This is a genomic window from Thermoflexus sp., assembly GCF_042408815.1.
GTDB lineage: Bacteria > Chloroflexota > Anaerolineae > Thermoflexales > Thermoflexaceae > Thermoflexus.
Window position 1 is genome coordinate 142,297 of record NZ_JBHOQR010000002.1, and the last position, 20,574, is coordinate 162,870.

Consider the following 20,574-nt stretch of genomic DNA (forward strand, 5'->3'; position numbering starts at 1 on the left):
CATCCCACACCTTATGCCGTTATGCCGTTCATGTCTATGCGAAGCAATGGGGGATCGTGGCGAGCCCATTGGGATTGCGCCCCGGATGGTGGATCAGCCGGATCCATCCCTCGCTGAATCCCTATAATATATTTTGGGATGACGAAAGTTCGGAGTCTGGAATGACGGAATGGTCCTTCCCCAAGATGCGCGGAGGCTAGGGCCGTCACCCCGGCTCCAAGCGGACCCAGGACCTATCCTCTCGTAGAGGAGCGATCGATGCGATTCGCCCAGCTGGTGGATTACTTCGAGCGGCTCGAAGCGACCACGAAACGCCTGGAGATGTTCGATATCCTCAGCGAACTGTTCCAGGCATGTGATCGGGAGGAGATCGACAAGGTCGTTTACTTCTGCCAGGAACAGCTGCTCCCGCCTTTCCGCGGGATCGAGATCGGCATGGCCGAAAAATTGATCCTCCGGGCAATCGCCCGCGCCACTGGAGCCAGCGAGGCGGAAGTCGCCCGGATGAACAAAGAACGTGGCGATCCCGGCCTGGTCGTGGAAGAATTGCTTCAACAACGGAAAACCCACCCGGCCGGGATGAGCGTGCAGGATGTCTATGAGGCTCTCCTGCGGATCGCCGAAACGACCGGCGAGGGAAGCGTTGAACGCAAAATCCAGATGCTCGCCGATCTTTTCCGGCAATCCTCTCCAAAGGAAGCCCGCTACATCGCCCGCTTCGTCCTGGGGCGCCTGCGGCTCGGGGTGGGGGATCCCACCATCCTGGACGCCCTTTCCAAAGCCGTGGCCGGCGATCGGAGCCTGCGGCCGGACCTGGAGCGCGCATATAACCTGTGCTCGGATCTGGGACTGGTGGCCCGGACCCTCTTCGAGCGGGGCATCGAAGGGATCCGCGCGTTTCGCATTCGGGTGGGGAACCCTATCCGACCGGCCCTGGCGGAGCGCCTCCCCAGCGCCCAGGAAATCGTGGAAAAGCTGGGCCGATGCGCAATCGAGGTCAAGCTGGACGGCTTCCGCTGCCAGATCCACAAGGCTGACGACCAAGTGGAGATTTTCTCCCGTAATCTGGAGCGCACCACCCCCATGTTCCCGGAGCTCATTGAGGCGGTCCGCCAACAGATCGACGCCCGGGAAGCCATCCTGGAGGGAGAAGCCGTGGCGGTCAACGAGGAGACCGGCGAGATCTACCCCTTTCAGGTCACCGTCCAGCGGAAGCGCAAACATGGCGTCGAGGAGATGATGCGAGAATATCCCCTGGTCCTCTTCGCCTTCGATCTCCTCTATGCCGATGGCCAGGATTACACCCCACAGCCTTACGCCGCCCGCTTTGAGGCACTATCCCGCCTGATCCGGCCAGATGGCCGCATCCGCCTCGTCGATCGGATCGTCACCGATGACCCCCGCGTGATCCAGCAGTTCTTCGATGAGGCGATCGAGCGCGGCATGGAGGGTATCGTGGCCAAACGCCTGGACGCCCCCTATCAGGCCGGCGCGCGCGGTTTCCACTGGATCAAGCTGAAGCGCTCCTATAAAGGCGAGCTGAGCGACACCATCGATGTCGTCATCGTGGGCTATTTTCGGGGCCGCGGCATGCGAGCGAAGTTCGGAATTGGTGCACTCCTGGGCGCCGTCTATGATCCCGACTCAGATACCTTTAAGACAGTGGCCAAGATCGGCAGCGGCCTGACCGAGGAAGAATGGGTGCGGATCCGGGAGCTGCTGGATCAGATCCGGACGGAACACCGGCCCGCCCGGGTGGAATCCGTCCTCGAGCCTGATGTGTGGGTGGAGCCCCGATATGTGGTGACCGTCCTGGCTGATGAGATCACCCGCTCGCCGGTTCATACATGCGGGAAGACCAATGAGGAACCCGGCTATGCCCTTCGCTTCCCCCGGGTCGTGGGATGGATCCGCGAGGATAAGGGGCCGGAAGACGCCACCACCGTAAAAGAGATCCTCTCGATGTTCCAGATGCAGAAGCGGGTGCAGCTCGCTGGATAAGGGGATTGTAGGGCAGGCCGGGCAGGACATCTTAATCCAAGGCTCCCACATCGCCGTGGCTCAGCCCACGGATCGGTTCGATCCCGCTTCCGCAGCCCGGCTCATTCCGGGAAAGGGCTTGGTCGCCATGCCTGGCCTTATCAACACCCACGCCACCATGGTCCTCTTCCGTGGATCGACGAAGGACGCCGGCTGTTTACGCTGGATAAAACGGAGATCCTGCGTCAGGTCCAGGAGCTGGCCCAGCGGGCGCATGGGCGGCGTTTACAAACGTATCGTTAGCCCATTGCCTGGGCCGGAGGCCAACCTCACCCGCGGAGGGATCTTCATCGGATTTAATCTTCCCGCTTAATCCGCACGGCGATCAAGGTGCCATCCGATTGACGTCGTGCCCGGACCTCCACACGATCGCCCACGTGAGGATCCTCCCGGATCTCTGTATCCCCAGTCACCTGCACAGCGCGTCCATCGATGATCCAGATGGATCCCGAGATCGCCTGGAGCACCCCCTTCCACTCGATCGTTTCCCCTTCTTCTTCTGGAGTCCGGGTTGGCTTGGGTTCTGGAGTCCGGGTTGGCTTGGGCGTCTTCGTTAGAGCAGGCGTGGGAGCTACCGTCGCCGGCGGCAAGGGCGAGGCGATCGGAACCGGCGTTGCCGTTGGCAAAGGTGTGGGTGTCGGCCGAAGGATCCGCGTGGGAACCGGTGTGGAGGAGGCCTCCATCCAGGTCTCCGCAGGCGTCCCGGTCGGCTCGGGCGTCGGCGTGGGGGTTTCGGAGACCACCTGGATGCGCATGGCGATCAGCTGCCCTTCCGGCCCCAGGAAGGCTGTCACCCTCGCCCTCTGATCCAGAGCTACAGGCCCCAGAATTTCGGTTTCGGGGAAGATCTTCACTGGCACACTTCCGATGCGCCAGGTGGTCCCTTCGATGGCTTCGATCTGACCCTCCCAGGTCACCGTTCCAGTGCCCCGCTGTTGAGTGAGCCTCCGATATTCCTCCCAGCGGCGAGCCGCCAGCGTCTCCTCCACCAGACGCCGCTCTACCGGATCCAGGGTCAGGGCAAGCCAGATCTGCTCTTCCATACGCTTGATCCCATAGAGGGGATCTCCCGGCAGGCTGCCCTGGGCCATGGCATGGAGGATGCCGATGATAAGAAGCGCGACTGCGATCGCAGCCCCCGCTGGCGCATATCGTCCCCATCCGAACAGAACCGCGGCCCATGGGCGGCGGGAGGACCGCAGGGCTTCCGCACGCTGGAGGAAAGCGGCCCGGGAGGCCAGCTCCGCCCGCAAGGACGGCGCAGGGGGACGTATGGCCTCGATCATCCGGGCGACGCGCAAAACCGGGGCCGCTTCTGGATAGCGAGCCGTTACTTCCTCCAGCGTAGCCCCTTCCCGCAGCCGCTCCAATGCTTCTTCCAGGACATCCTCACGCTTCGCCATAGTCATTCCGGAGATCCTTTAATCGTTTCGCGAGGGCCACCAGGGCCCGATGCTGAAGCAATTTCACAGCTCCCACACTTTTCCCCAGCTCCTGGGCAATCCGGGACAGCGGGAGATCCATCCAGAAACGCATCAGGATCACCGCCCGCTGGTCCGGGGTCAGATGTTTCAGAGCCTCCCGGACTTGTTCCCGCACCACCACATCCTCCCCTTCCTCCGCGACCTTTGAGCGGCCCCAATCCTCCTCCAGCGGGACCTCGGGATGCCGGTAACGGGCGCGGTGATGTTCGGCCACCAGATGATCCGCGGTCCGGAACAGCCAAGCCGCCAGATGGCGATCCGGCCCCCGTCCCCGGTGGAAGGCTTCGAGAAGGCGCAGGAAGACCTCCGCGGTCACATCCTCTGCAACCGCCTGCTCCCCCACCCGTCCGAGCACGTAGAAATACAGCATCCGGTAATACCGCTCGTGCAGCTCAGACAAGGCATCCGGGTCCAGGGACCGTGCACGGGCCAGCAGGGCCTGCTCGTCTATCACCGTTCTTGATTGCTCCAGGAAAGTTTCCACCGTCGATGGATCCCATCGTATCCGTTCGGGCGATAGAATGCCACTCCCACAGGTCCTCATTTTAAAGGGGATTGGGCAGGATATCTGGGCGGCCTGCCCAACCCCATGCCCTCCCGTTCTTCACGAATCATCCATCGGAATCATCCCCTTCGGGATGATCTTTGTGATGATCCTCGTCCTGCTTCCCACCATCATCACCTTTCTTCCCTTCATCCCGCTTTCCAGAATCCTTCTCGGATCGATCTTCGAGTTGAATTCGAAGGGCCCGGATGGAGCCATCGCCCTGAAGAACCCCCTTCACCTCCACCCAGGCGCCGAGGGTGATAGGGCCATCGATTCGGGTATTCCCATCAACCCGAACAGTCCGACCAGCGATGCGATAGCCATCGGGAAGGATCTCCTCCACCACCCCCTTGAACTCCACTTCCTGCAGCTTCTCCTCCTCCCCATGGATCTGGAACGCCAGGATCGTTCCATCCGATTGCAACACCCCCTTCACCTCCACCCAAACCCCCACCCCAATAGGACCCTCTATACGGGTGGTCGCGGTCACAACCACAGTTCGCCCCGCAATCCGATAACCGTTGGGCAAAACCGCCTCCACCACCCCCTTGAATTCAATTTGAGGGATAGGGGTGGGCAGCGGAGAGACCATGGTCCCTCCCGCCGTTCCGGTCACCGATCCGCTCGAGGATCGAACCCGGATCGTGGTGGCGTTCCAGGCTCCATCCACCGGGATCCCCTCCACCTCCACCCGGGATCCTATCTGAAGGTTCCCCACGATCTGCGTCTGGCCCGTCCAGCGGACCAGCCGGCCGGACACCTGCAGGCCATCCGGGAAGATCGCTTCCACGGTTCCCTCCCAGTGCATGGTGGTTCCTTCCCCGGACGCTGGAGGGGTCGTGCAGGCGGTTAACATCAGCCCGATCCACGCCAGCAGGAAGACTCCGAAACCGATGCCCCTTTTCATGGGACCACCTCCGTCTTTGGGATGCTGAACCTGGGCTCGCCTATCATGTCGGAGATCACCAGGAAAAGGTTACGGGGGGATGGGCTGAAATTTCCTAATAGAGAAGGCCAGGGCCACGCCCCAGCCATCGGTTCAGCACGGAGAAGGCTGCGGCGTCTGACACTGGCGGTGCTGTGCCTTCAGGCCCCAGCGCCTAATCTCCCGGATGCTCGTGCCCCAGGGTAACCCTGTCCGATGAGGGAAGGGCACCGCTCACCACACCTTTGCAAAAGCACCGAAAGGGCCTATCCGTGCTCGTGAAAGGAAGAGAGAAAGGGATGTCCTTTGAAGACATCCGGGCTGCCCTGGCCTATAGCGAGCGTCGAATTTGACAGGCCTCTTCTTTCACGTTACAGTAACCGCAGAACTTCGGGGCGACGTGGGGAGTCCGCGGGGAAGCGGGCTGAGAGGGCGCCCTGCCGGCCGGAGGCCGGCCCCGGCGCCGACCCATGGAACCTGATCCGGGTCATGCCGGCGGAGGGACGGTCGCCACGGGCTTGCTCCTCGCGTCCCTCTCTCCCTCCCCTATAGAAGATCGCCCCTGAAGGAGCTCATGGGATGGCGTTGGACCTGCGCGTTTATCTTGTTCTGGACCCGGCGCTCACCTTCAGGCGATCGCCGCTGGAGATCGCGGAAGCGGCCCTTAAGGGGGGAATCACGGCCATGCAGTTACGCTGGAAATCCGGGCCGCTGCGGGAGATGCTCCGGCTGGGGGAAGCCCTGCGGGCGCTTTGCCAAGGGTATGGAGTCCCCTTCCTCATCAATGATCGCGTCGATGCTGCCATGGCGCTCCATGCCGACGGGGTCCACCTGGGCCAAGAGGATTTCCCCCCTGAGGTGGCGCGGCGCCTTCTGGGTCCTCAGGCCCTCATCGGGGTCTCCGCCCGCACCCCGGCGCAGGCTCAGGCGGCGGAGGCCGCCGGTGCCGATTATCTGGGATCGGGCTCCATCTTCCCCACGGCTTCCAAGGCGAACCCCGTTCTCATCGGATTGGAGGGGCTGGCCGCCGTCGCCCGCTCCACACGGCTTCCGGTGGTAGCTATCGGCGGAGTGACCCCGGAGAACGCCGCCGCGTGCATCCGTATGGGAGCTGCCGGGGTCGCTGTGATCTCCGCTATCACTCAGGCGCCCGATCCGGAAGCCGCCGCGCGCGCCCTGCGACGGGCGGTGGATGCGGCGCTGGCCGAGCGGGAGAAGCGCTCCCCCTCTGGCGCTGAACGGATGGAGGCGGGATCAGGGCCCAGCTCTCGCCGAGTTCTGCAATCCTCAGATCAGGAGGATGGCGATGACCCCTCTCCCTCGTGCCCTAACGATCGCCGGATCGGATTCTGGCGGGGGGGCAGGTATCCAGGCGGATCTGAAGACCTTTGGCGCGCTGGGCGTTTATGGCATGAGCGTACTCACAGCCCTCACCGCCCAGAACACCCAGGGAGTCCAGGCAGTTTTTGAACTCCCCCCTGAGTTCGTGGCGGCCCAGATCGACTCGGTGCTGGGCGACATCGGCGCCGACGCGGTGAAAACGGGGATGCTAGCGAATGCCGCCATCATCGAGGTGGTCGCTGGGAAAATGCGGGAATACCGCGTGGAGCGTCTGGTCGTCGATCCAGTCATGCGGGCCAAGAGTGGGGATCCCCTCCTTCGCCCGGAGGCCCAGGACGCGCTGATCCGTCACCTCTTCCCCCTGGCGATGGTGGTCACCCCCAACCTCCATGAGGCGCGCGCGCTAGTGAGGCGGGATCTACGAAGCCGGGAAGATATGCGAGAGGCGGCGCGGATTATCCACGGGATGGGGCCGCGCTGGGTGGTGGTGAAGGGCGGCCACCTGGAAGGAGATGATCATAGCGTGGACATCGCGTTCGATGGACGGGATTTCTATGAACTGGACGCCCCACGGGTGGACACCGTGAACACCCATGGGACGGGGTGCACCTTTGCCTCGGCCATCGCAGCGGGGCTGGCCAAGGGTCTCCCGCCCCTGGAGGCCATACGCCAGGCGAAAGACTATCTAACCGCGATCCTCCAGGCCTCCCGGGCCTTTAAACTCGGCCGGGGCGCGTATGGGCCGATGGATCACTTCGCCCTGCTGAAAGCCCGGGCTTATCTCGGGTAGAAGGCGAGCAGGACTTCCGCCGCTGGGCTCCCACTTCGGAAGAGGGAATATTCGCTCCTCCTTCTGGGGCCGTGGGGAACACCTTCCATGCCCCGCGGCCCTAGAAGCCTCTGATCGTTTCAGCTCCATCCTTCGACGGCCAGGCCGAGGATCCCCACCAGGGCAGTGAGGATGGAAGCCCATCCCAGGCGGCGCAACCAGGGGCCCCGCAACCCACCCAGCCGGGCCATCGGCACGTGGAAGAGCAGGCTGGCCATGGAAGCCAACACCACACCAAGCCCTGCCGCCTCCATCGAAATCTGCCCCTGCGCGGCCAGGGTCGCCGCCGCCGCCGCTGTCGAGGCGCTGCTCACCAGCCCGCCCAGAAACGTCGCCACCACAAATCCGCTTGGCCCCAGGAATCGATCCGCCAGCACCACGGCCGCCCGGATCACCAGATAAAACGTCCCGAAGAGCAAGCTATGGCGCAGCGAGAAGGGGAAAGCCAGGCGGATCGCTGGCGCGGCCGAAGACGCGTTCTGCCGGAGGATCCGAAGGACCATCAGCCCTGTGAGGCCGGCCATCAGCCCCACCGCCAGCCAGCCGTGGAGCAGCGCGGCCGGCGCGAAGATTCCCAGGATCAGGCCGTTTCGGGCCATCATGGCGATGTTGGCCAGCAGCATCCCCTCCAGGGCCAGGTCCATCGCTTTCTCCTCTTGTCCTCGACACCGTCGGGCCAGCTCCGAAACCGTTGCCGTGCTGTTCACCAGTCCACCGAGGATCCCGGTGAAATGGATCCCCCGGGCGCCGTAAAGCCGCAGCAGCGCATAGTTCACCAGGCCGATCGCCGAAAGGATCACTACCACCAGCCACGCTGCCCGCAGGTTGACCAGGCCCATGGGATCCACGGTGGGGGGCAAGCCCTCCGGCAGGAGGGGATAAATCACCAGCGTCAGCACCCCGAACAGCACAATGGAGCGCAACTCCTCCAGGGAGAGCCCTACGGTAAAGCGGACCAGCTCCGCCTTCCAGGCCAGGAGCATCGTCACCAACACGGCGGTAGCCGCCGCTGCCAGGAAATACCCCTTTGCGACCACGATACCCAGGAGCAGCGTCACCAGCAGGGCCACCGAAGTCGTCATCTCCAAGGAGCGGTCCACCAGCATGCTGCGGATATTGAGGATGCTCACCAGGGCGATCGCCGCGGCCAGGACCAGGAAAGCGGCGACGGGATGGATCAGCCAGGCCAGGCACCCCGCCAGCGCCGCCAGGGCGAAAGTGCGCAACCCCACGTCCTTATGCGCCCATTCCCGCTCCAACCCGATCAGCAACCCAATTCCCAGCGAGATCCCGATCGGTTCAATGTATCCTCGAAGATCCCCCATTTGCCGTATCTCGATCTGCGAGAAAATCTCCCGCACCGAAGGGAGCACAGGACAGAGCGCTACGTGAGATGGGCCCCGCCCGTCACATCCAGAACCGCACCGGTGATGAAATTGGCCTCGGGCAGACACAACAGCAGCACGGCGTTGGCCACATCCTGAGGTTCCTCGATCCGCCCCAGCGGAGTTTTGCTCACATACTCCGCGCGCACGGCTTCCGGATCCATCCCCCGCAGCTGCCCCTCCCACACAATCTCGCGCTCCTGCATCGATGTGCGGACAAACCCAGGGCAGATCAGATTGACCTTGATATTATACTTGCCCACTTCCACCGCCAAACTCAAGCCGAAGCCGATCACCGCCCACTTGGAGGCCGCATAGTGCGCCAGCAGAGGGACGGCCCGATGGCCGGCCATGGACGCCGTGATGATGATGCGACCGCTGCCCTGGCGAATCATGTGGGGGAGAGCTGCTTGGCAGGTGAAGAACACTCCTTTCGTGTTCACGTTGAAGTTATAATCCCACTCCTCCTCCGTGAGGTCCTTCGCCCAGTTCATCGTGGAAACCCCAGCGTTCGGGCAGACTATATCCAGGCGTCCCCATTTGGTGACCACAGCATCCATCACCGCGACGTTGTCAGCCTTCCTGGTGACATCGAGACGCCAGAATTCCGCGACTCCACCGGATTGGCGGATCTCTTCCGCAACCTGACGGGCCCATTCCTCGTTAATATCCGTTACAGCGACATAAGCCCCTTCTCGAGCCAAGGTTTGGGCGATAGCCGCTCCGATCCCGCTCCCCGCGCCGGTTACCACTACAACCTGTCCATCCAGGCGTCCCATGGATGAGCCTCCTTGGAGAAAATAATTGGAACTTACACCTTCAGTCTGAGATAGAGAAGACAAGATGGCCCCTCCTTGGGCCCTTTGGGCCTCAAGGAGGAAGGCTCCCCCCAAGGTAATCAGGCGTGTGACCCTGTTGAGTTTCACCCTCCAGACAGTCGACCCGCGCGAGGGAAAAGCGGTTTCAGGGCTTCGTAAAGGTCCCGATAAAGGCGGTAGGCCTCCTGGTACCGTCGATGGGCTTCAGGATTCGGTTCATTCCAGTAAGCCGGACCCGCAAAGGCCTCGATCTCCGTCCAATCCTGGAACAGGCCAGCGCCCATCCCGGCCACGAAAGCCACTCCCAAGGCCGAGCCAGGATGCCCGAGATGAGCCTCCACTGGAAGTCCCAGAACATCCGCGGCGATCTGACGCCACAGCGCGCTGCGCACCCCGCCATCGGTGGCCAGCACCCGTCGAATGGGATAGCCACGCTCCTGTAGGATCTCCAGATGATGCCGGAATCCATAGATCACCGCCTCCAGGATGGCGCGGAACATATGACCCCGGCTGTGGCTCAGGGTAAGTCCGAAGAAGATCCCCCGGGCTTCCGGATCAAAGAGCGGGGTCTTCTCTCCAAGGAAATAAGGCAGGACGATCAGGCCATCGGAAGCTGGTGGGACAGCTGTGGCTTCCTCATCCAGTCGGCGATAGGTTGCGGACTCGCCTTCTTCCCCCAACACCTGGGTGACAAACCACTTCACCAGAGAGCCGGAAGCCGCCATGCACCCATTCAGAAGGTAACGCTCAGGGATATCGTGATAATCGATGTAAAGCCGGGGATGAGTCTCCAGGCGATCCATGCAATACAGAATATCTCCTGCGGCGCCGAACTTGATCAACAGATCCCCATGCTCCCGGAGGCCAGCGGCCAACGCGGAGGCGACGTGATCCGCGCTCCCAGCCACCACCAGCGTTCCCGGCGCCAGACCTGTCGCCTCCGCCGCCTCCCGCGTGACCTCACCGATGATCTCTGTGGGAAAGCGCACGGGTGGGAAAAGTTCCTCCTGGAGATGGCTCGCTTGCAAGAACATCTCATCCCACGTCCGCCGATAGATGTCGAAAAGGCCGCTTTCCACTGCCCAGTTGATCTCCAGCGACAATGCTCCGCTCAACCGGTAAGCAATATAATCATAGGAACCCACGACAAGGCGGGTGCGACGCCAAATCTCCGGTTCATGCCGCTGGATCCACATCAGGCGAGGTCCCACATGCTGCTGATTGGTGTAGCCACCGGTCCGAGCAAAAAGCTGCTCCTGGTCCAGGTTCCGACGAAGCCATTCGATCTCCTTTATGGCTCGTGCATCGTTCTGGAGGATGGCAGGACGCAGGGAGTGCCCACTCTCGTCCAGCAGGACGAGGGCAGGCACCATCCCGCTGCATCCGACCACGACCACCTCTCGCGGATCCCGATTCACAAGAAGTTGCCGGCAGACCGAAACCACCCCCCGCCACCAGTCCTCCGGATCCTCCTCAGACCATCCCGGATAGGGGGAACGGAGATCATGAGGGGCATAGGCCTCCGCCACCAACCTCCCACCCGGCTCGATCAGAACGCCCTTCACCCCACTGGTTCCCACATCGATTCCCAATGCGAAACGGGCCATCGCGGATCTCCTGGTCATCCTCTCAGGGCACCCCCCCCAAGGCCTCGCACCAGATAGCGTTGCACGAAGAAGGAGGCGATCATCACCGGGATCATTGCTGAGGTAATCGCCACAGACATCTTCCCCATATCTACTCCTCGGAAGGTCCAGTAGCCGGCGATCGCCACTGGCAACGTCTTGGAATGCCCCCCTGCCAGCATCAAAGCGTAAAACATCTCATTCCAGGACATGATGAAAGCGAACAGCCCGGCAGCCGCCATGCCCGGACGAGCGGCCGGCAGGACAACCCGAACGAAGGCTTGCCACCGCGTGCACCCATCCACCATTGCCTGCTCCTCCAAGTCCCGTGGCACATCCTCAAAGAATCCGATCAGAAACCACGTCACGAGAGGGGCGATGAAGGTGAGGTGGGCAATGGCCACCGCCCAGACCGTATCCAAAAGCCCGACATAGTAAGCCATCAGGAAGAAAGGGATGATAAAAAGAGCCGGTGGCATCATCTGAGCGGCCAGGATCACAAAGCGCAGCCCTGTTCCGCCGGTCCGGAAGCGAGAGAAGGCGTAAGCGGCCGGGGCCCCCACGATCAGAGAAATGATCACAGTGAGACCCCCTACGACCACACTGTTCAAGAAATAACGGGCGAAGGGAGAGTCCAACCAAACCTCGGACCAGTTCACGCTGGTTGGTTCGAACCCGAAGAGAGAAGGACGGCTCAGCTCCACCGGCGGCTTCAGGGAGGCCAAGAAGATCCACAGGAAAGGGAAAAGCACGGCAACCATGGCGATCGCTAGCATCCCGAATCGAAGGAGGATCGGCCATCGCCGACCCCAGCGCAGGATCCTCCAGGCCGGCACGGCCTTTATGGCAATGCCACGAGCCACCCCTGTCATGCTATCGCCTCCTGACGCCGCAGGGTGCGGAAGAGAAGCACCACGAGGGCAAAGATCACTCCGGCGAGTGTAACGGCCATCGCCGCCGCCTCACCCAATCGGAAGTAAAGAAAGCCAACCCGGTAAATATGGAACAGAATCGTTTCGGTCCGTTCTCCTGGCCCTCCCCTCGTGATAGCGTATACATATTCGAATACACGAAACGCATCCAGCATCCGGATCAGGATCGCTGCCAGCATCACCGGGCGGATCAGCGGAAGGACCAAATACCGAATCATTTGAAGCTCTGACGCGCCGTCCACTCGCGCGGCCTCAAAGGGCTCCACTGGCAGGGCTTCTAGCCCTGCCAGAAGCAGCAGCACCATCAGCGGCGTCCACTGCCATATATCAATCAGGATCAGGGAAAAGAGCGCCAGGTTGGGGCCAAACCAATCGATCTCCACCCCTATGGTTCGTAACCAGACCGGGATGATCCCGAGCTGATCGTTCAGCAGAAACCGGAACATCAGGCCGATAGCGATGGGGGTGACAAACATCGGTGTCAGCAGAATCGCGCGGAAGAGGTTCTGAGCAGGCACCGGCCGCCAAAGCAGATAAGCCAGGAGGAATCCCAAAAGAAGTTCCAGCCCTACCGCCCCGAATACGAAAACCAGAGTGTTCCGCATAGCGGTCCAGTAGGAGGAATTCCCCAGCAGCCCCCGATATTGCTCCAGCCCAACCCAGCGGACCTCATTCAGGGCAGTGAGCCGGTAATCGTGCGCTGAGATGTAGACGGCGAAGGCCATCGGATAGCCCTGGACAGCCACCAGTAATAGGATCAGAGGCAAAACCATCCAGCGGCCCAATCGCTGATCCTGACGCGCCATACTGCCTCCTGAAGTCCTGAAGGGAAGAGAGGCCGGGGAAGGCGGCTCCGATGGCCTCCCCCGGTGCCCCAACTCACTGGCCTAGGATGCGGCGAATCTGGGCGGCAGCATCCTTCAACGCCTGCTCCGCGGTTTTCTCCCCAGCCACTGCCGCATTCAGCTCGGTGCCCACCACCTGGATGATCTCCTCTGCCTTCGGACCACGGGCCAGCGGCTCCGCGTCCTCCAGGATCTTCAGCACCGTCTCGTAATAGCTCTGCCCAAAGCCCTTCTGCCAGACCTCGGGGTCTTTCATCGCGCTTACCCGCACCGGCGCGCCGCCCAGAATCACCCGTTGCTTCTCCATGCGCTTGGAGGTAATCCAGGAGATGAAACGCCAAGAAGCATCCTTGTTCGGCGCATTCCGGGGGATAGCCCAGTGCCAGGTCCCGAGCACCGCCTTGCCGCCGGGGACTTCATAGAGGGCAAACTTGCCGGCCAGGGCACCCGCTGGACCCTGCGGGTTGTTCAGGGTTGGCAACATCCAGTTGTAGCTCATCATCATGGCCGCCTCGCCGGCTGCCATGCTCCGCAGGGCCTCATCGAAACCCCAATTCAAGGAATTCGGCGGGGCCGCCGTCTTATACATCGTGATATAAAGCTCGAGAGCCCGCACCGCCTCGGGCCGATCGATGATCACATGACCATGCTCATCCAGCAGATCGCCGCCCGCTGCATATAGCCAATTCTTCCACTCCTCGAAGACCTTATAGCCGCGCTGAGGCTGCATCGCCACCCCATATATCTTCCCACCGCTCTGCTCCTTGAAGAACTGAGCGATGCGGACATAATCCTCCAGGGTAGTAGGTGGAGCCAACGACTTCCCATACCTCTTCTGGTAAGCATCCTGATAAGCAGGATCGTTGAAGAGGTCCTGGCGCACGATCAGTCCTACGGCATAGTTATAGAAGGGGATGCCGTAGATCTTACCGCCCACCACCCCGATCTCCCGCACCGGACGCACGAAGTCCTCGAAATCGTAATCTGGGATTGCTTTGATTCGCTCATCCAGAGGCTCCAGGAAATTCCCAGCCACAAACTCATCCATCCATGGGTTGTCCACGATGATCACATCGTAAGTCGCCTTGGGAGCCATGAATGAGGCCAGGATCTTATCGCGCATAGCATCGTAGGGCATCGCGTCGATGACCACCTTGATGCCGGGGTTCTCCCGCTCGAAATCAGGGAGCAGCTTGCGGACCACGTCCGTATCGGGGACCTGCTCCATGATGATCGTCAGCGTGATGGGACCCGGGGCGGCAGGGCGGCAGCCCATCAGCCACGCGCCGAACAAGGCCACGATGATCAACAGACCCATCGCCTTCCGGAGCATCTCTCACCTCCTTTTGCTTAAAGGAACTCACGAAACCTGCAGGCGCCCAGATAGGTTATCAACACATTGGTCAACCCCTCTACCACCACGTACGCCATGCTCCCTATTCCCCCCGCAACTGGCGCACGATCTCCATGAACGACCGCACCCGTTCTGGATCCACCGGGTTCCAGGTGATGCCGTCGACCTTCAGGCTGGAACCCACAATCACCCCGTCCGCATAAGGCAGCAGATCTGCGATGTTGTCGTGGCGGGCGCCCGTGTTGATAAATACCGGCACAGGACCCACCGCCTCCTTCACCGCCCGCAAATCCTCTGCCCGGACCGGCACGCTGGTCATAGGCCCTGAGACACAGATGGCATCGGGAAGACTGGAAAAGGCCACGGAGCAGGCCACCGCTGCCAGCGGCCGACTTCCCACAGGGGCGGCGAACTCAGCGTTGATGTTGAAAAGCAGCCGCACTCCCTCCGCACCGATCGCCCGACGGTAACGCAGGACTTCCCCCGCCGAGGGGCTCCAGAACCCCATATCGCTGGCGTAAACGCCCGTGAAGACCTCCCGCACGAATCGGGCGCCTGTGGCGTGCGCAACCGCCAGAGCGGCGAAAGGATCCCACAGGATATCAATCCCAAAGGGCACCTGGATCTCATCACGCAATCGCCCTACCACGGCCGCCATCGCCGCCACCGTCGCCGGATCCGCCCGCAGGGTGTAAGGGCGATCGCTCTCATTGCAGAACATCACCGCATCGATCCCGCCCGCTTGAAGGGCGCGCAAATCGCGCCGGGCCCATTCCAGGATCCCTTCCATCCCCTTCTCCGCATCATAGAGCGGAGCCCCGGGCAGGGCCGGCAGATGCACCATCCCGATCACAGGTTTGGAAACCCCAAAGACCTCCTGTAGCCAGGACATCCGATGGCTCCTGCCATTGGGAATTCCAGTGATCGAGGCGTGGACTTCACAAGGAATGCACCCCACGCCCACGTCGAGACACGGACCGATCCTCTGTGACCGGCACCACCCGCACGCCCACCCCCAACTCCCGCAGCCGGGCCACCATCTGCGAATCCGCCCCCGCATCCGTGATCACCCAGTGCACCCGTTGGACAGGACAAATGGCAGTGAAGGAAACATGGCCCAGTTTGGTATGATCGGCGAGGACAACGATCTCGCGAGAGCGCTCCAGAAAGACCTTCTTCACTTCCACATCATCCAAGCTGAAATCCGTGCACCCGGCTTCGGGGTCCAGACCGGCCACCCCCATAAAGAAACGGTCATAGTAAAACTGGGCAGCCATTCGCAATGCGAGGGGACCCACGATCGAAAGCTCCTTCTTGCGCAGCTGGCCGCCCAGGAGAAACACCGAAATCTCCGTGTTGGCCAACAACTGCGCGATGGGAACAGAGGCCGTGAAGACCGTGAGGTTCCGACGGGGGCGAAGGAGACGGGCCAGTTCGAATGTCGTGGAACCCACATCCAGAGCGATCACATCCCCTTCCCGGATGAACTCCAGAGCCGCGCGAGCGATGGCCCGCTTCTCCGGCAGCTGAACCCGAGCCCGTGTTAGATAAGGAATCTCATGGCCGATCCCCGGCGTGCCTAGCGATGCACCACCCCGAGTGCGGACAATCAATCCTTCCTCCGCCATGGCCTGGAGATCCCGACGGATCGTCGGCAGAGAAACCCCCGTCAGCCGGGCCAGCTCCTCCGCCGTGGCGAAGGACCGCTCGCTCAGAAACTGGAGGATCTGCTCTCGCCGAGCCGCCTGCATGAGCACCTCCATTCCATATCTTAATCGATAATGATCGAAATGTCAAGTATCAATCAATATCAATCAACATCTGGGCATCCGGCGTAGGGCGGAATCGCTCCCCTTCACCTTTCCCCAGGGCAGAGGATGGGTAGCTAAGCGAACGAGGGCCCTCATGAGGGAGATCCCTCCCCCACCGTGCAAGAGGAGTGGGAGCTTGGAGGCATGGGCGCTCTGGGATGGGAAACCAGCAGCGAAATGCCCGGGGGATGGCGAGTTCCCCTACGGAGCTCGGGAGGCGGAGCGGGACGCCTTCGATCGTCCGCTCCGCCCCTCCCCGATCACCGCCCGGGCCCTCGGGGCGGCCATTTGGGAGGTGGCCCAGGGGAAGGTCGAGGGGGAACGGTAGAGGAGAGCACTTCTCGGGCCCGATTCGCTCGCTCCAGGGCGCGCTCCAGCGCCGGGCGGGCGGCCGGTGGAACCCGATCGCGCAGGGCCAGCAGGACCGCCTGATGCCGCTCAATGGCCTGCAGGGCGCGCTGTCGAAGGACCGGATGATCCGGATGGTGTTCGGCCAGGAGGATCAGTTGAATCAGCAGACGCACGGAGCGCTGAAGGACAGCCGGATGCACGGGGCGGCCCTGTCGCTGCAGCATTTCCATCTCCTCGGAACGCCGCTCCAGCTGACGCACCAGCACCGGGGCCGGATCTCCATGCCATTCCGCCCAGGTCAGCTCGAGGGACTCCTTCCACAGCTTGAGTCCGTAAAAGGGATCGCCCGGAAGGCTGGCCTCCGCCGCCTGCACTCCCAGCGCTCCTCCCCCGAAAAGCAGAGCCAGGATCAGCCCGGCGGTCAGCAACGCGGAAACCCATCGACGCCCCCGAAGCCATCCCCAGCCGGAGGCCCGCGAAGGCCTTGACCACGCGATCACACGGGCTCGACCCTGACGAATGGCCTGCGGACGCGGGGGCGGCACGGGGATCCCCCGCAGCCGCAGGGCAGCCTCCAGCAGCGGACGAAGCTCCGCGGCGTAGGCCGGATAGCGGGCCACCACCTGCTCGATGTCAGCACCCGCAGCCATCTCCTCCAAACAGCGGGCTAGGAGCTCTTCGAAGGAAAGATCTTTCATAGACATCCCATCTCCTCCATCCGCCGTCGCAAGGCGGCCAGCGCCCGGTGCTGCAGCGCCTTGATGGCATTGGGCCGTTTCCCCATCAACCGGGCCGTCTCCTCCACGGAGCGCCCCTCCAGAAAGCGGTGAAACAACACGTCTTGCTGATCGGGCGTTAACTTCTGCATGGCTCGCCGGATGCAATCCCACTGGGCCTGCGCTTCCATCCGCTCGATATCCTCCTCAACACCCGGAGCGCGCTCCGGATCCTCCAGCGGCGTCACTACGCTGCGCGGCTGCGCCCGGTAGTAATCCATTAACAGGTTTCGGGCAATTGTATACAGCCAGGCCAGAAACGGGCGCCCCCGCGCTCGATACCGCGGCAGATGCTCCAGCATCCGCACGAACACTTCTGCCGTTAGATCTTCCGCAAGATCCTGGTCCTCCAGTCGAATCCGAAAGTAGCGATAGACGGGGAGATAATATCGATCATAGAGCCATCCCACCGCCTCGGGATCGCCCCCCTGCGCCCGACGGATGATCTCCGGTTCAACAGCGGCTTCCTCTGGATGAACCGAATGCGCCGGAACAGGAGCCATTTTCATTGAAATCCTTTCCAATAGGTTTAACGGATATCTAGCTCGAGCGTTACGAATCCGATTCGGATACGGAACATCTGGAGACCCGGAGTTCGCCTTCAGCAGGCTCTCTCCGATTCCTTACCCCCCAGGAAACCGTCGGGGAGGGCTGGTGGGTTCCGCTCTTTGACTGTAGACTCCATGAGGGGAAAAGAAAAATCCCTAAATGGGGTGGGCGAGGTCATCCTCCACCGCGGATCCCGCAGGTCCCTATCCCCGAACATCCGAGAGGAGGATCCCATGGCGATGAACCAGGCGCTCCGCGAGGCCATGAACGACCAGATCCGCCACGAGCTTTACTCCGCCTATCTCTATCTTTCCATGGCCGCTTACTTCGAAGCGATGAACCTGCCCGGGTTCGCCCACTGGATGCGGGTGCAGGCCCGCGAGGAAGTAGGCCATGCGATGAAGTTCTTCGACCACCTCTGCGATCGAGGGGAACGCGTCATCCTGCAGGCGATCGAACAGCCCCCCGTGGATTTCGCCTCTCCTCAGGAAGCCTTCGCCCAGGCCCTCCAGCATGAGCGCCGGGTCACCGGCCTCATCCGGAATCTCTACCAGATCGCCGTCCGCGAGAACGATCCTTCCAGCCTGCCCCTGCTTCACTGGTTCCTGGAAGAACAGATCGAGGAAGAGAAAAGCGTGGAGCAGATCCTGGCGGCGCTCCGGCGCATTGGGGAGGATGGGACAGGGCTGGTGATGATGGATCACGAGCTGGCGCGGCGAGAGGCCGAATGAACTGGCACGATCCTCCGGAGTCTCTCTAGGGGCTAAGGCCATGCGGAAACTCCTTTTCTTCATCGGGACACTCTTCTGTCTCGCTTTCCTGGGGGCATGCCGTCAGGGTCCGGCTTCCCCCTCGCCAGCGATCACTTCCCCATCCACCCTTTCAACCCTGCGCTTCACTCCGCCGCCTGCACCCTCGCCGCTTCCTACCCCAATGGCGACGCTCGTCCCGCCTTCGCCCACTCCATCGGCCTCCCCGCCCTTCTCCATCCCTCCGGGATCCTTCCCGATTCGGGTGGAAGTGGTGGCCACCGGGCTGGAGGTGCCATGGGCGCTGGCTTTCGCGCCCGATGGCCGGATCTTCGTCACGGAACGCCCCGGACGGATCCGGGTCATCGAAAATGGCCAGCTCCGCCCGGAGCCGGTGGCCGTCCTCCCCGTGGCGGCGACTGGAGAGGGGGGATTGATGGGCCTGGCCCTGGATCCGAACTTCGCTCAGAACGGCCATCTCTACGTCATGTATACCTACCGGGCCCAGGGCGCGCTGCGCAACCGGATCTCCCGGCTCACCCTGCGGGGAAACACAGCGGGGGAGGAAACGATCCTGATTGATGAGATCCCGGGCGCGGGCATTCACGATGGCGGACGGCTGGCCTTCGGCCCGGATGGCAAGCTCTATGCCACCACTGGCGACGCCGCCCAGCGGGAGCTGGCCCAGCGGCTGGACAGCCTGGCCGGGAAGATCCTCCGTCTGAATCCGGATGGATCGATCCCTGCCGACAACCCGTTCCCGGGCTCCTACGTGTATTCCTATGGCCACCGCAATCCCCAGGGCCTGGCCTGGCATCCCACCACCGGCCAACTCTACAGCACCGAGCATGGACCTACCGGCGAGATGGGATTATGCTGTCTGGACGAGCTGAATCTCATCCGTCCGGGGGGCAATTACGGATGGCCCCGAGTGACGGATGCGCCGGGGGATCCCCGTTTCGTGGATCCCCTCCTTCATAGCGGGCAGGACACCTGGGCACCGGCGGGCATGGCGTTCGTCACCGGCGAGCGGCTCGCGCCGTGGAAAGGCCATCTGTTCTTTGGAGCCCTGCGCGGACAACACCTGCACCACGTGGTGCTGAGCCCGGATGGGAGGGCCGTGATTTTCCATGAGGAGCTCTTCCGCGGGGAATTCGGACGGATCCGGGATGTGGGGATGGGCCCGGACGGTGCCCTCTACTTCACCACCAGCAACCGGGATGGTCGGGGACGGCCCATGCCCGGCGATGATCGGATCCTGCGGATCGTGCCAGGGCCATAACCGCCTGCTTAACAGTCCAATGAGGCGCCTCCGGCGATCGGTTCGCCCGGCTCCGCCCCGGAAGCCCCTTTCAAAGCAGCGACCGCCAGGGCCTGAAAAAATTCCAGGACCCCCACACCGGTCACGCAAGAGGTCTCAAAATACGGCGTGCCCCATGCCCGGGCGAGGGATTCCGCTTCCCAGCGGGCGATCTCCCGGGGCAGATCCGCCTTGTTGCCCACTAGGAGAACTGGGATGGATCCGAGGTGGCTTCGGAGCTCCTGCCACCATCTTAGAAGCTGGTAAAAGGAGAGGCGGTTGCTCAGATCGAAAACCAGGGCCCCGGCCGCGGCGCCCCGATAAAAAAGATCCCGGAGGGCGGCAAAACGCCGCTGCCCCCCGACATCCCACACCACCAGGCGCACGGCCATCCCCTCGACCTCCACCGGGCAGATATGGATGTCCACCCCGATGGTCATATGACGGCGGGGGTCGAAGGCCCGTTGCAGATAAAAGGCCGCCAGGGAAGTTTTGCCGACGGTCGCCTCCCCGACGAGCAGAACCTTCCGCACGGCGATCGTCGGCCTCTGCTCGCCGGAGGGAAAAGGGAGCATCGCCTCCAGACCCGATGCCGGCGAAGCCGCTGGGAGGATCCAATCCCATAGCCCTGCCGAGGCCCTGCAGGGGGCGGAAACCTGGGCGCTCAGCCGGATCAGGAGAGGGCGCGGCTCTGTCCGCTTCCAGCTCTCCAGCCATCCCTCCGAAACGCCCTCCGCAGCGACCAGGACAGCGTCCGGAGGCTCCTCCTGGATCGGCTGGGCGAGGGCCTCGCTCGGGGAAAGAACCAGGATCTCCCAGCGCGATGCGGCAGACTCCAGAAACCTCGCATAGCGGGCCAGGTCCGCCGTCTCGATCACCAGAAGGATTCGCCGACGGGGAGCCATTATTCCCC

The 20,574-nt window shown here is 62.5% G+C and carries 19 protein-coding genes and 1 riboswitch; of the genes, 5 read left to right on the forward strand and 14 right to left on the reverse strand.

Annotation, left to right across the window (positions count from 1 at the left end; all coding sequences use genetic code 11):
- Positions 1-258: 258 nt before the first annotated feature.
- Positions 259-2,001, forward strand: a complete 1,743-nt coding sequence (locus ACFMO3_RS00785; RefSeq protein ID WP_376788526.1) for an ATP-dependent DNA ligase — start codon at positions 259-261, stop codon at positions 1,999-2,001.
- Positions 2,002-2,336: 335 nt separating this feature from the next.
- Here ACFMO3_RS00785 and ACFMO3_RS00790 read toward each other — a convergent pair whose 3' ends face one another.
- The 3 genes from ACFMO3_RS00790 to ACFMO3_RS00800 all read right to left on the reverse strand — a co-directional run bounded on the left by ACFMO3_RS00790 (position 2,337) and on the right by ACFMO3_RS00800 (position 4,978).
- Positions 2,337-3,443 (reverse strand): DUF5666 domain-containing protein, encoded by a 1,107-nt coding sequence (locus ACFMO3_RS00790; RefSeq protein ID WP_376788527.1) that lies wholly within the window; start codon positions 3,441-3,443, stop codon positions 2,337-2,339.
- Entirely contained in the window at positions 3,430-4,008 is a 579-nt protein-coding gene (locus tag ACFMO3_RS00795; protein WP_376788528.1) for a sigma-70 family RNA polymerase sigma factor, read from the reverse strand. Before ACFMO3_RS00795 ends, ACFMO3_RS00790 begins: the two co-directional genes overlap by 14 nt.
- A gap of 127 nt (positions 4,009-4,135) precedes the next feature.
- Positions 4,136-4,978 carry a DUF5666 domain-containing protein gene (locus ACFMO3_RS00800; protein WP_376788529.1) on the reverse strand — a complete coding sequence of 281 codons (843 nt, stop codon included), beginning with the start codon at positions 4,976-4,978 and terminating at the stop codon, positions 4,136-4,138.
- 417 nt (positions 4,979-5,395) lie between these two features.
- A riboswitch (TPP riboswitch) is annotated at positions 5,396-5,502 on the forward strand.
- Positions 5,503-5,575: 73 nt separating this feature from the next.
- Between ACFMO3_RS00800 and thiE the strand changes: the two genes are divergently transcribed.
- On the forward strand, positions 5,576-6,466 hold the full coding sequence (gene thiE, locus ACFMO3_RS00805) for a thiamine phosphate synthase (RefSeq protein WP_376788530.1): 891 nt from the start codon (positions 5,576-5,578) through the stop codon (positions 6,464-6,466).
- On the forward strand, positions 6,363-7,127 hold the full coding sequence (gene thiD, locus ACFMO3_RS00810; protein WP_376788730.1) for a bifunctional hydroxymethylpyrimidine kinase/phosphomethylpyrimidine kinase: 765 nt from the start codon (positions 6,363-6,365) through the stop codon (positions 7,125-7,127). Before thiE ends, thiD begins: the two co-directional genes overlap by 104 nt.
- A gap of 119 nt (positions 7,128-7,246) precedes the next feature.
- On the opposite strand, the gene ACFMO3_RS00815 is transcribed toward thiD, so the two are convergent.
- The 10 genes from ACFMO3_RS00815 to ACFMO3_RS00860 form a co-directional block, all read right to left on the reverse strand.
- Positions 7,247-8,491 (reverse strand): MgtC/SapB family protein, encoded by a 1,245-nt coding sequence (locus ACFMO3_RS00815; RefSeq protein ID WP_376788531.1) that lies wholly within the window; start codon positions 8,489-8,491, stop codon positions 7,247-7,249.
- 59 nt (positions 8,492-8,550) lie between these two features.
- A complete protein-coding gene (locus tag ACFMO3_RS00820; protein WP_376788532.1) occupies positions 8,551-9,330 on the reverse strand; it encodes an SDR family NAD(P)-dependent oxidoreductase in 780 nt (259 codons plus the stop codon).
- A 143-nt stretch (positions 9,331-9,473) separates the two neighbouring features.
- Entirely contained in the window at positions 9,474-10,976 is a 1,503-nt protein-coding gene (locus tag ACFMO3_RS00825) for an FGGY-family carbohydrate kinase (RefSeq protein WP_376788533.1), read from the reverse strand.
- 14 nt (positions 10,977-10,990) lie between these two features.
- Positions 10,991-11,770: a carbohydrate ABC transporter permease gene (locus ACFMO3_RS00830; protein WP_376788731.1), complete on the reverse strand. Its 780-nt coding sequence runs from the start codon at positions 11,768-11,770 to the stop codon at positions 10,991-10,993.
- Between the two features lie 92 nt (positions 11,771-11,862).
- Complete coding sequence (locus ACFMO3_RS00835; protein WP_376788534.1) at positions 11,863-12,732, reverse strand: carbohydrate ABC transporter permease; 870 nt, start codon at positions 12,730-12,732, stop codon at positions 11,863-11,865.
- A 73-nt stretch (positions 12,733-12,805) separates the two neighbouring features.
- Entirely contained in the window at positions 12,806-14,104 is a 1,299-nt protein-coding gene (locus ACFMO3_RS00840) for an ABC transporter substrate-binding protein (RefSeq protein ID WP_376788535.1), read from the reverse strand.
- A 103-nt stretch (positions 14,105-14,207) separates the two neighbouring features.
- Positions 14,208-15,017, reverse strand: coding sequence for a BtpA/SgcQ family protein (locus ACFMO3_RS00845; protein WP_376788536.1), 810 nt, complete (start codon positions 15,015-15,017; stop codon positions 14,208-14,210).
- Positions 15,018-15,063: 46 nt separating this feature from the next.
- Positions 15,064-15,876 (reverse strand): DeoR/GlpR family DNA-binding transcription regulator, encoded by an 813-nt coding sequence (locus ACFMO3_RS00850; RefSeq protein WP_376788537.1) that lies wholly within the window; start codon positions 15,874-15,876, stop codon positions 15,064-15,066.
- 320 nt (positions 15,877-16,196) lie between these two features.
- On the reverse strand, positions 16,197-16,991 hold the full coding sequence (locus tag ACFMO3_RS00855) for a hypothetical protein (RefSeq protein ID WP_376788538.1): 795 nt from the start codon (positions 16,989-16,991) through the stop codon (positions 16,197-16,199).
- Positions 16,982-17,566 (reverse strand): sigma-70 family RNA polymerase sigma factor, encoded by a 585-nt coding sequence (locus ACFMO3_RS00860; protein WP_376788539.1) that lies wholly within the window; start codon positions 17,564-17,566, stop codon positions 16,982-16,984. The genes ACFMO3_RS00855 and ACFMO3_RS00860 overlap by 10 nt, the downstream gene beginning before the upstream one ends.
- 279 nt (positions 17,567-17,845) lie before the next feature.
- Here ACFMO3_RS00860 and ACFMO3_RS00865 point away from each other — a divergent pair, with 279 nt between their 5' ends.
- The gene (locus tag ACFMO3_RS00865) at positions 17,846-18,343 is read left to right on the forward strand and encodes a ferritin (protein ID WP_376788540.1); all 498 of its coding nucleotides are present in this window, start codon (positions 17,846-17,848) and stop codon (positions 18,341-18,343) included.
- A gap of 40 nt (positions 18,344-18,383) precedes the next feature.
- Positions 18,384-19,643, forward strand: a complete 1,260-nt coding sequence (locus tag ACFMO3_RS00870; RefSeq protein ID WP_376788541.1) for a PQQ-dependent sugar dehydrogenase — start codon at positions 18,384-18,386, stop codon at positions 19,641-19,643.
- Between the two features lie 8 nt (positions 19,644-19,651).
- On the opposite strand, the gene ACFMO3_RS00875 is transcribed toward ACFMO3_RS00870, so the two are convergent.
- On the reverse strand, positions 19,652-20,566 hold the full coding sequence (locus ACFMO3_RS00875) for a GTP-binding protein (protein ID WP_376788542.1): 915 nt from the start codon (positions 20,564-20,566) through the stop codon (positions 19,652-19,654).
- Between the last annotated feature and the right edge of the window lie 8 nt (positions 20,567-20,574).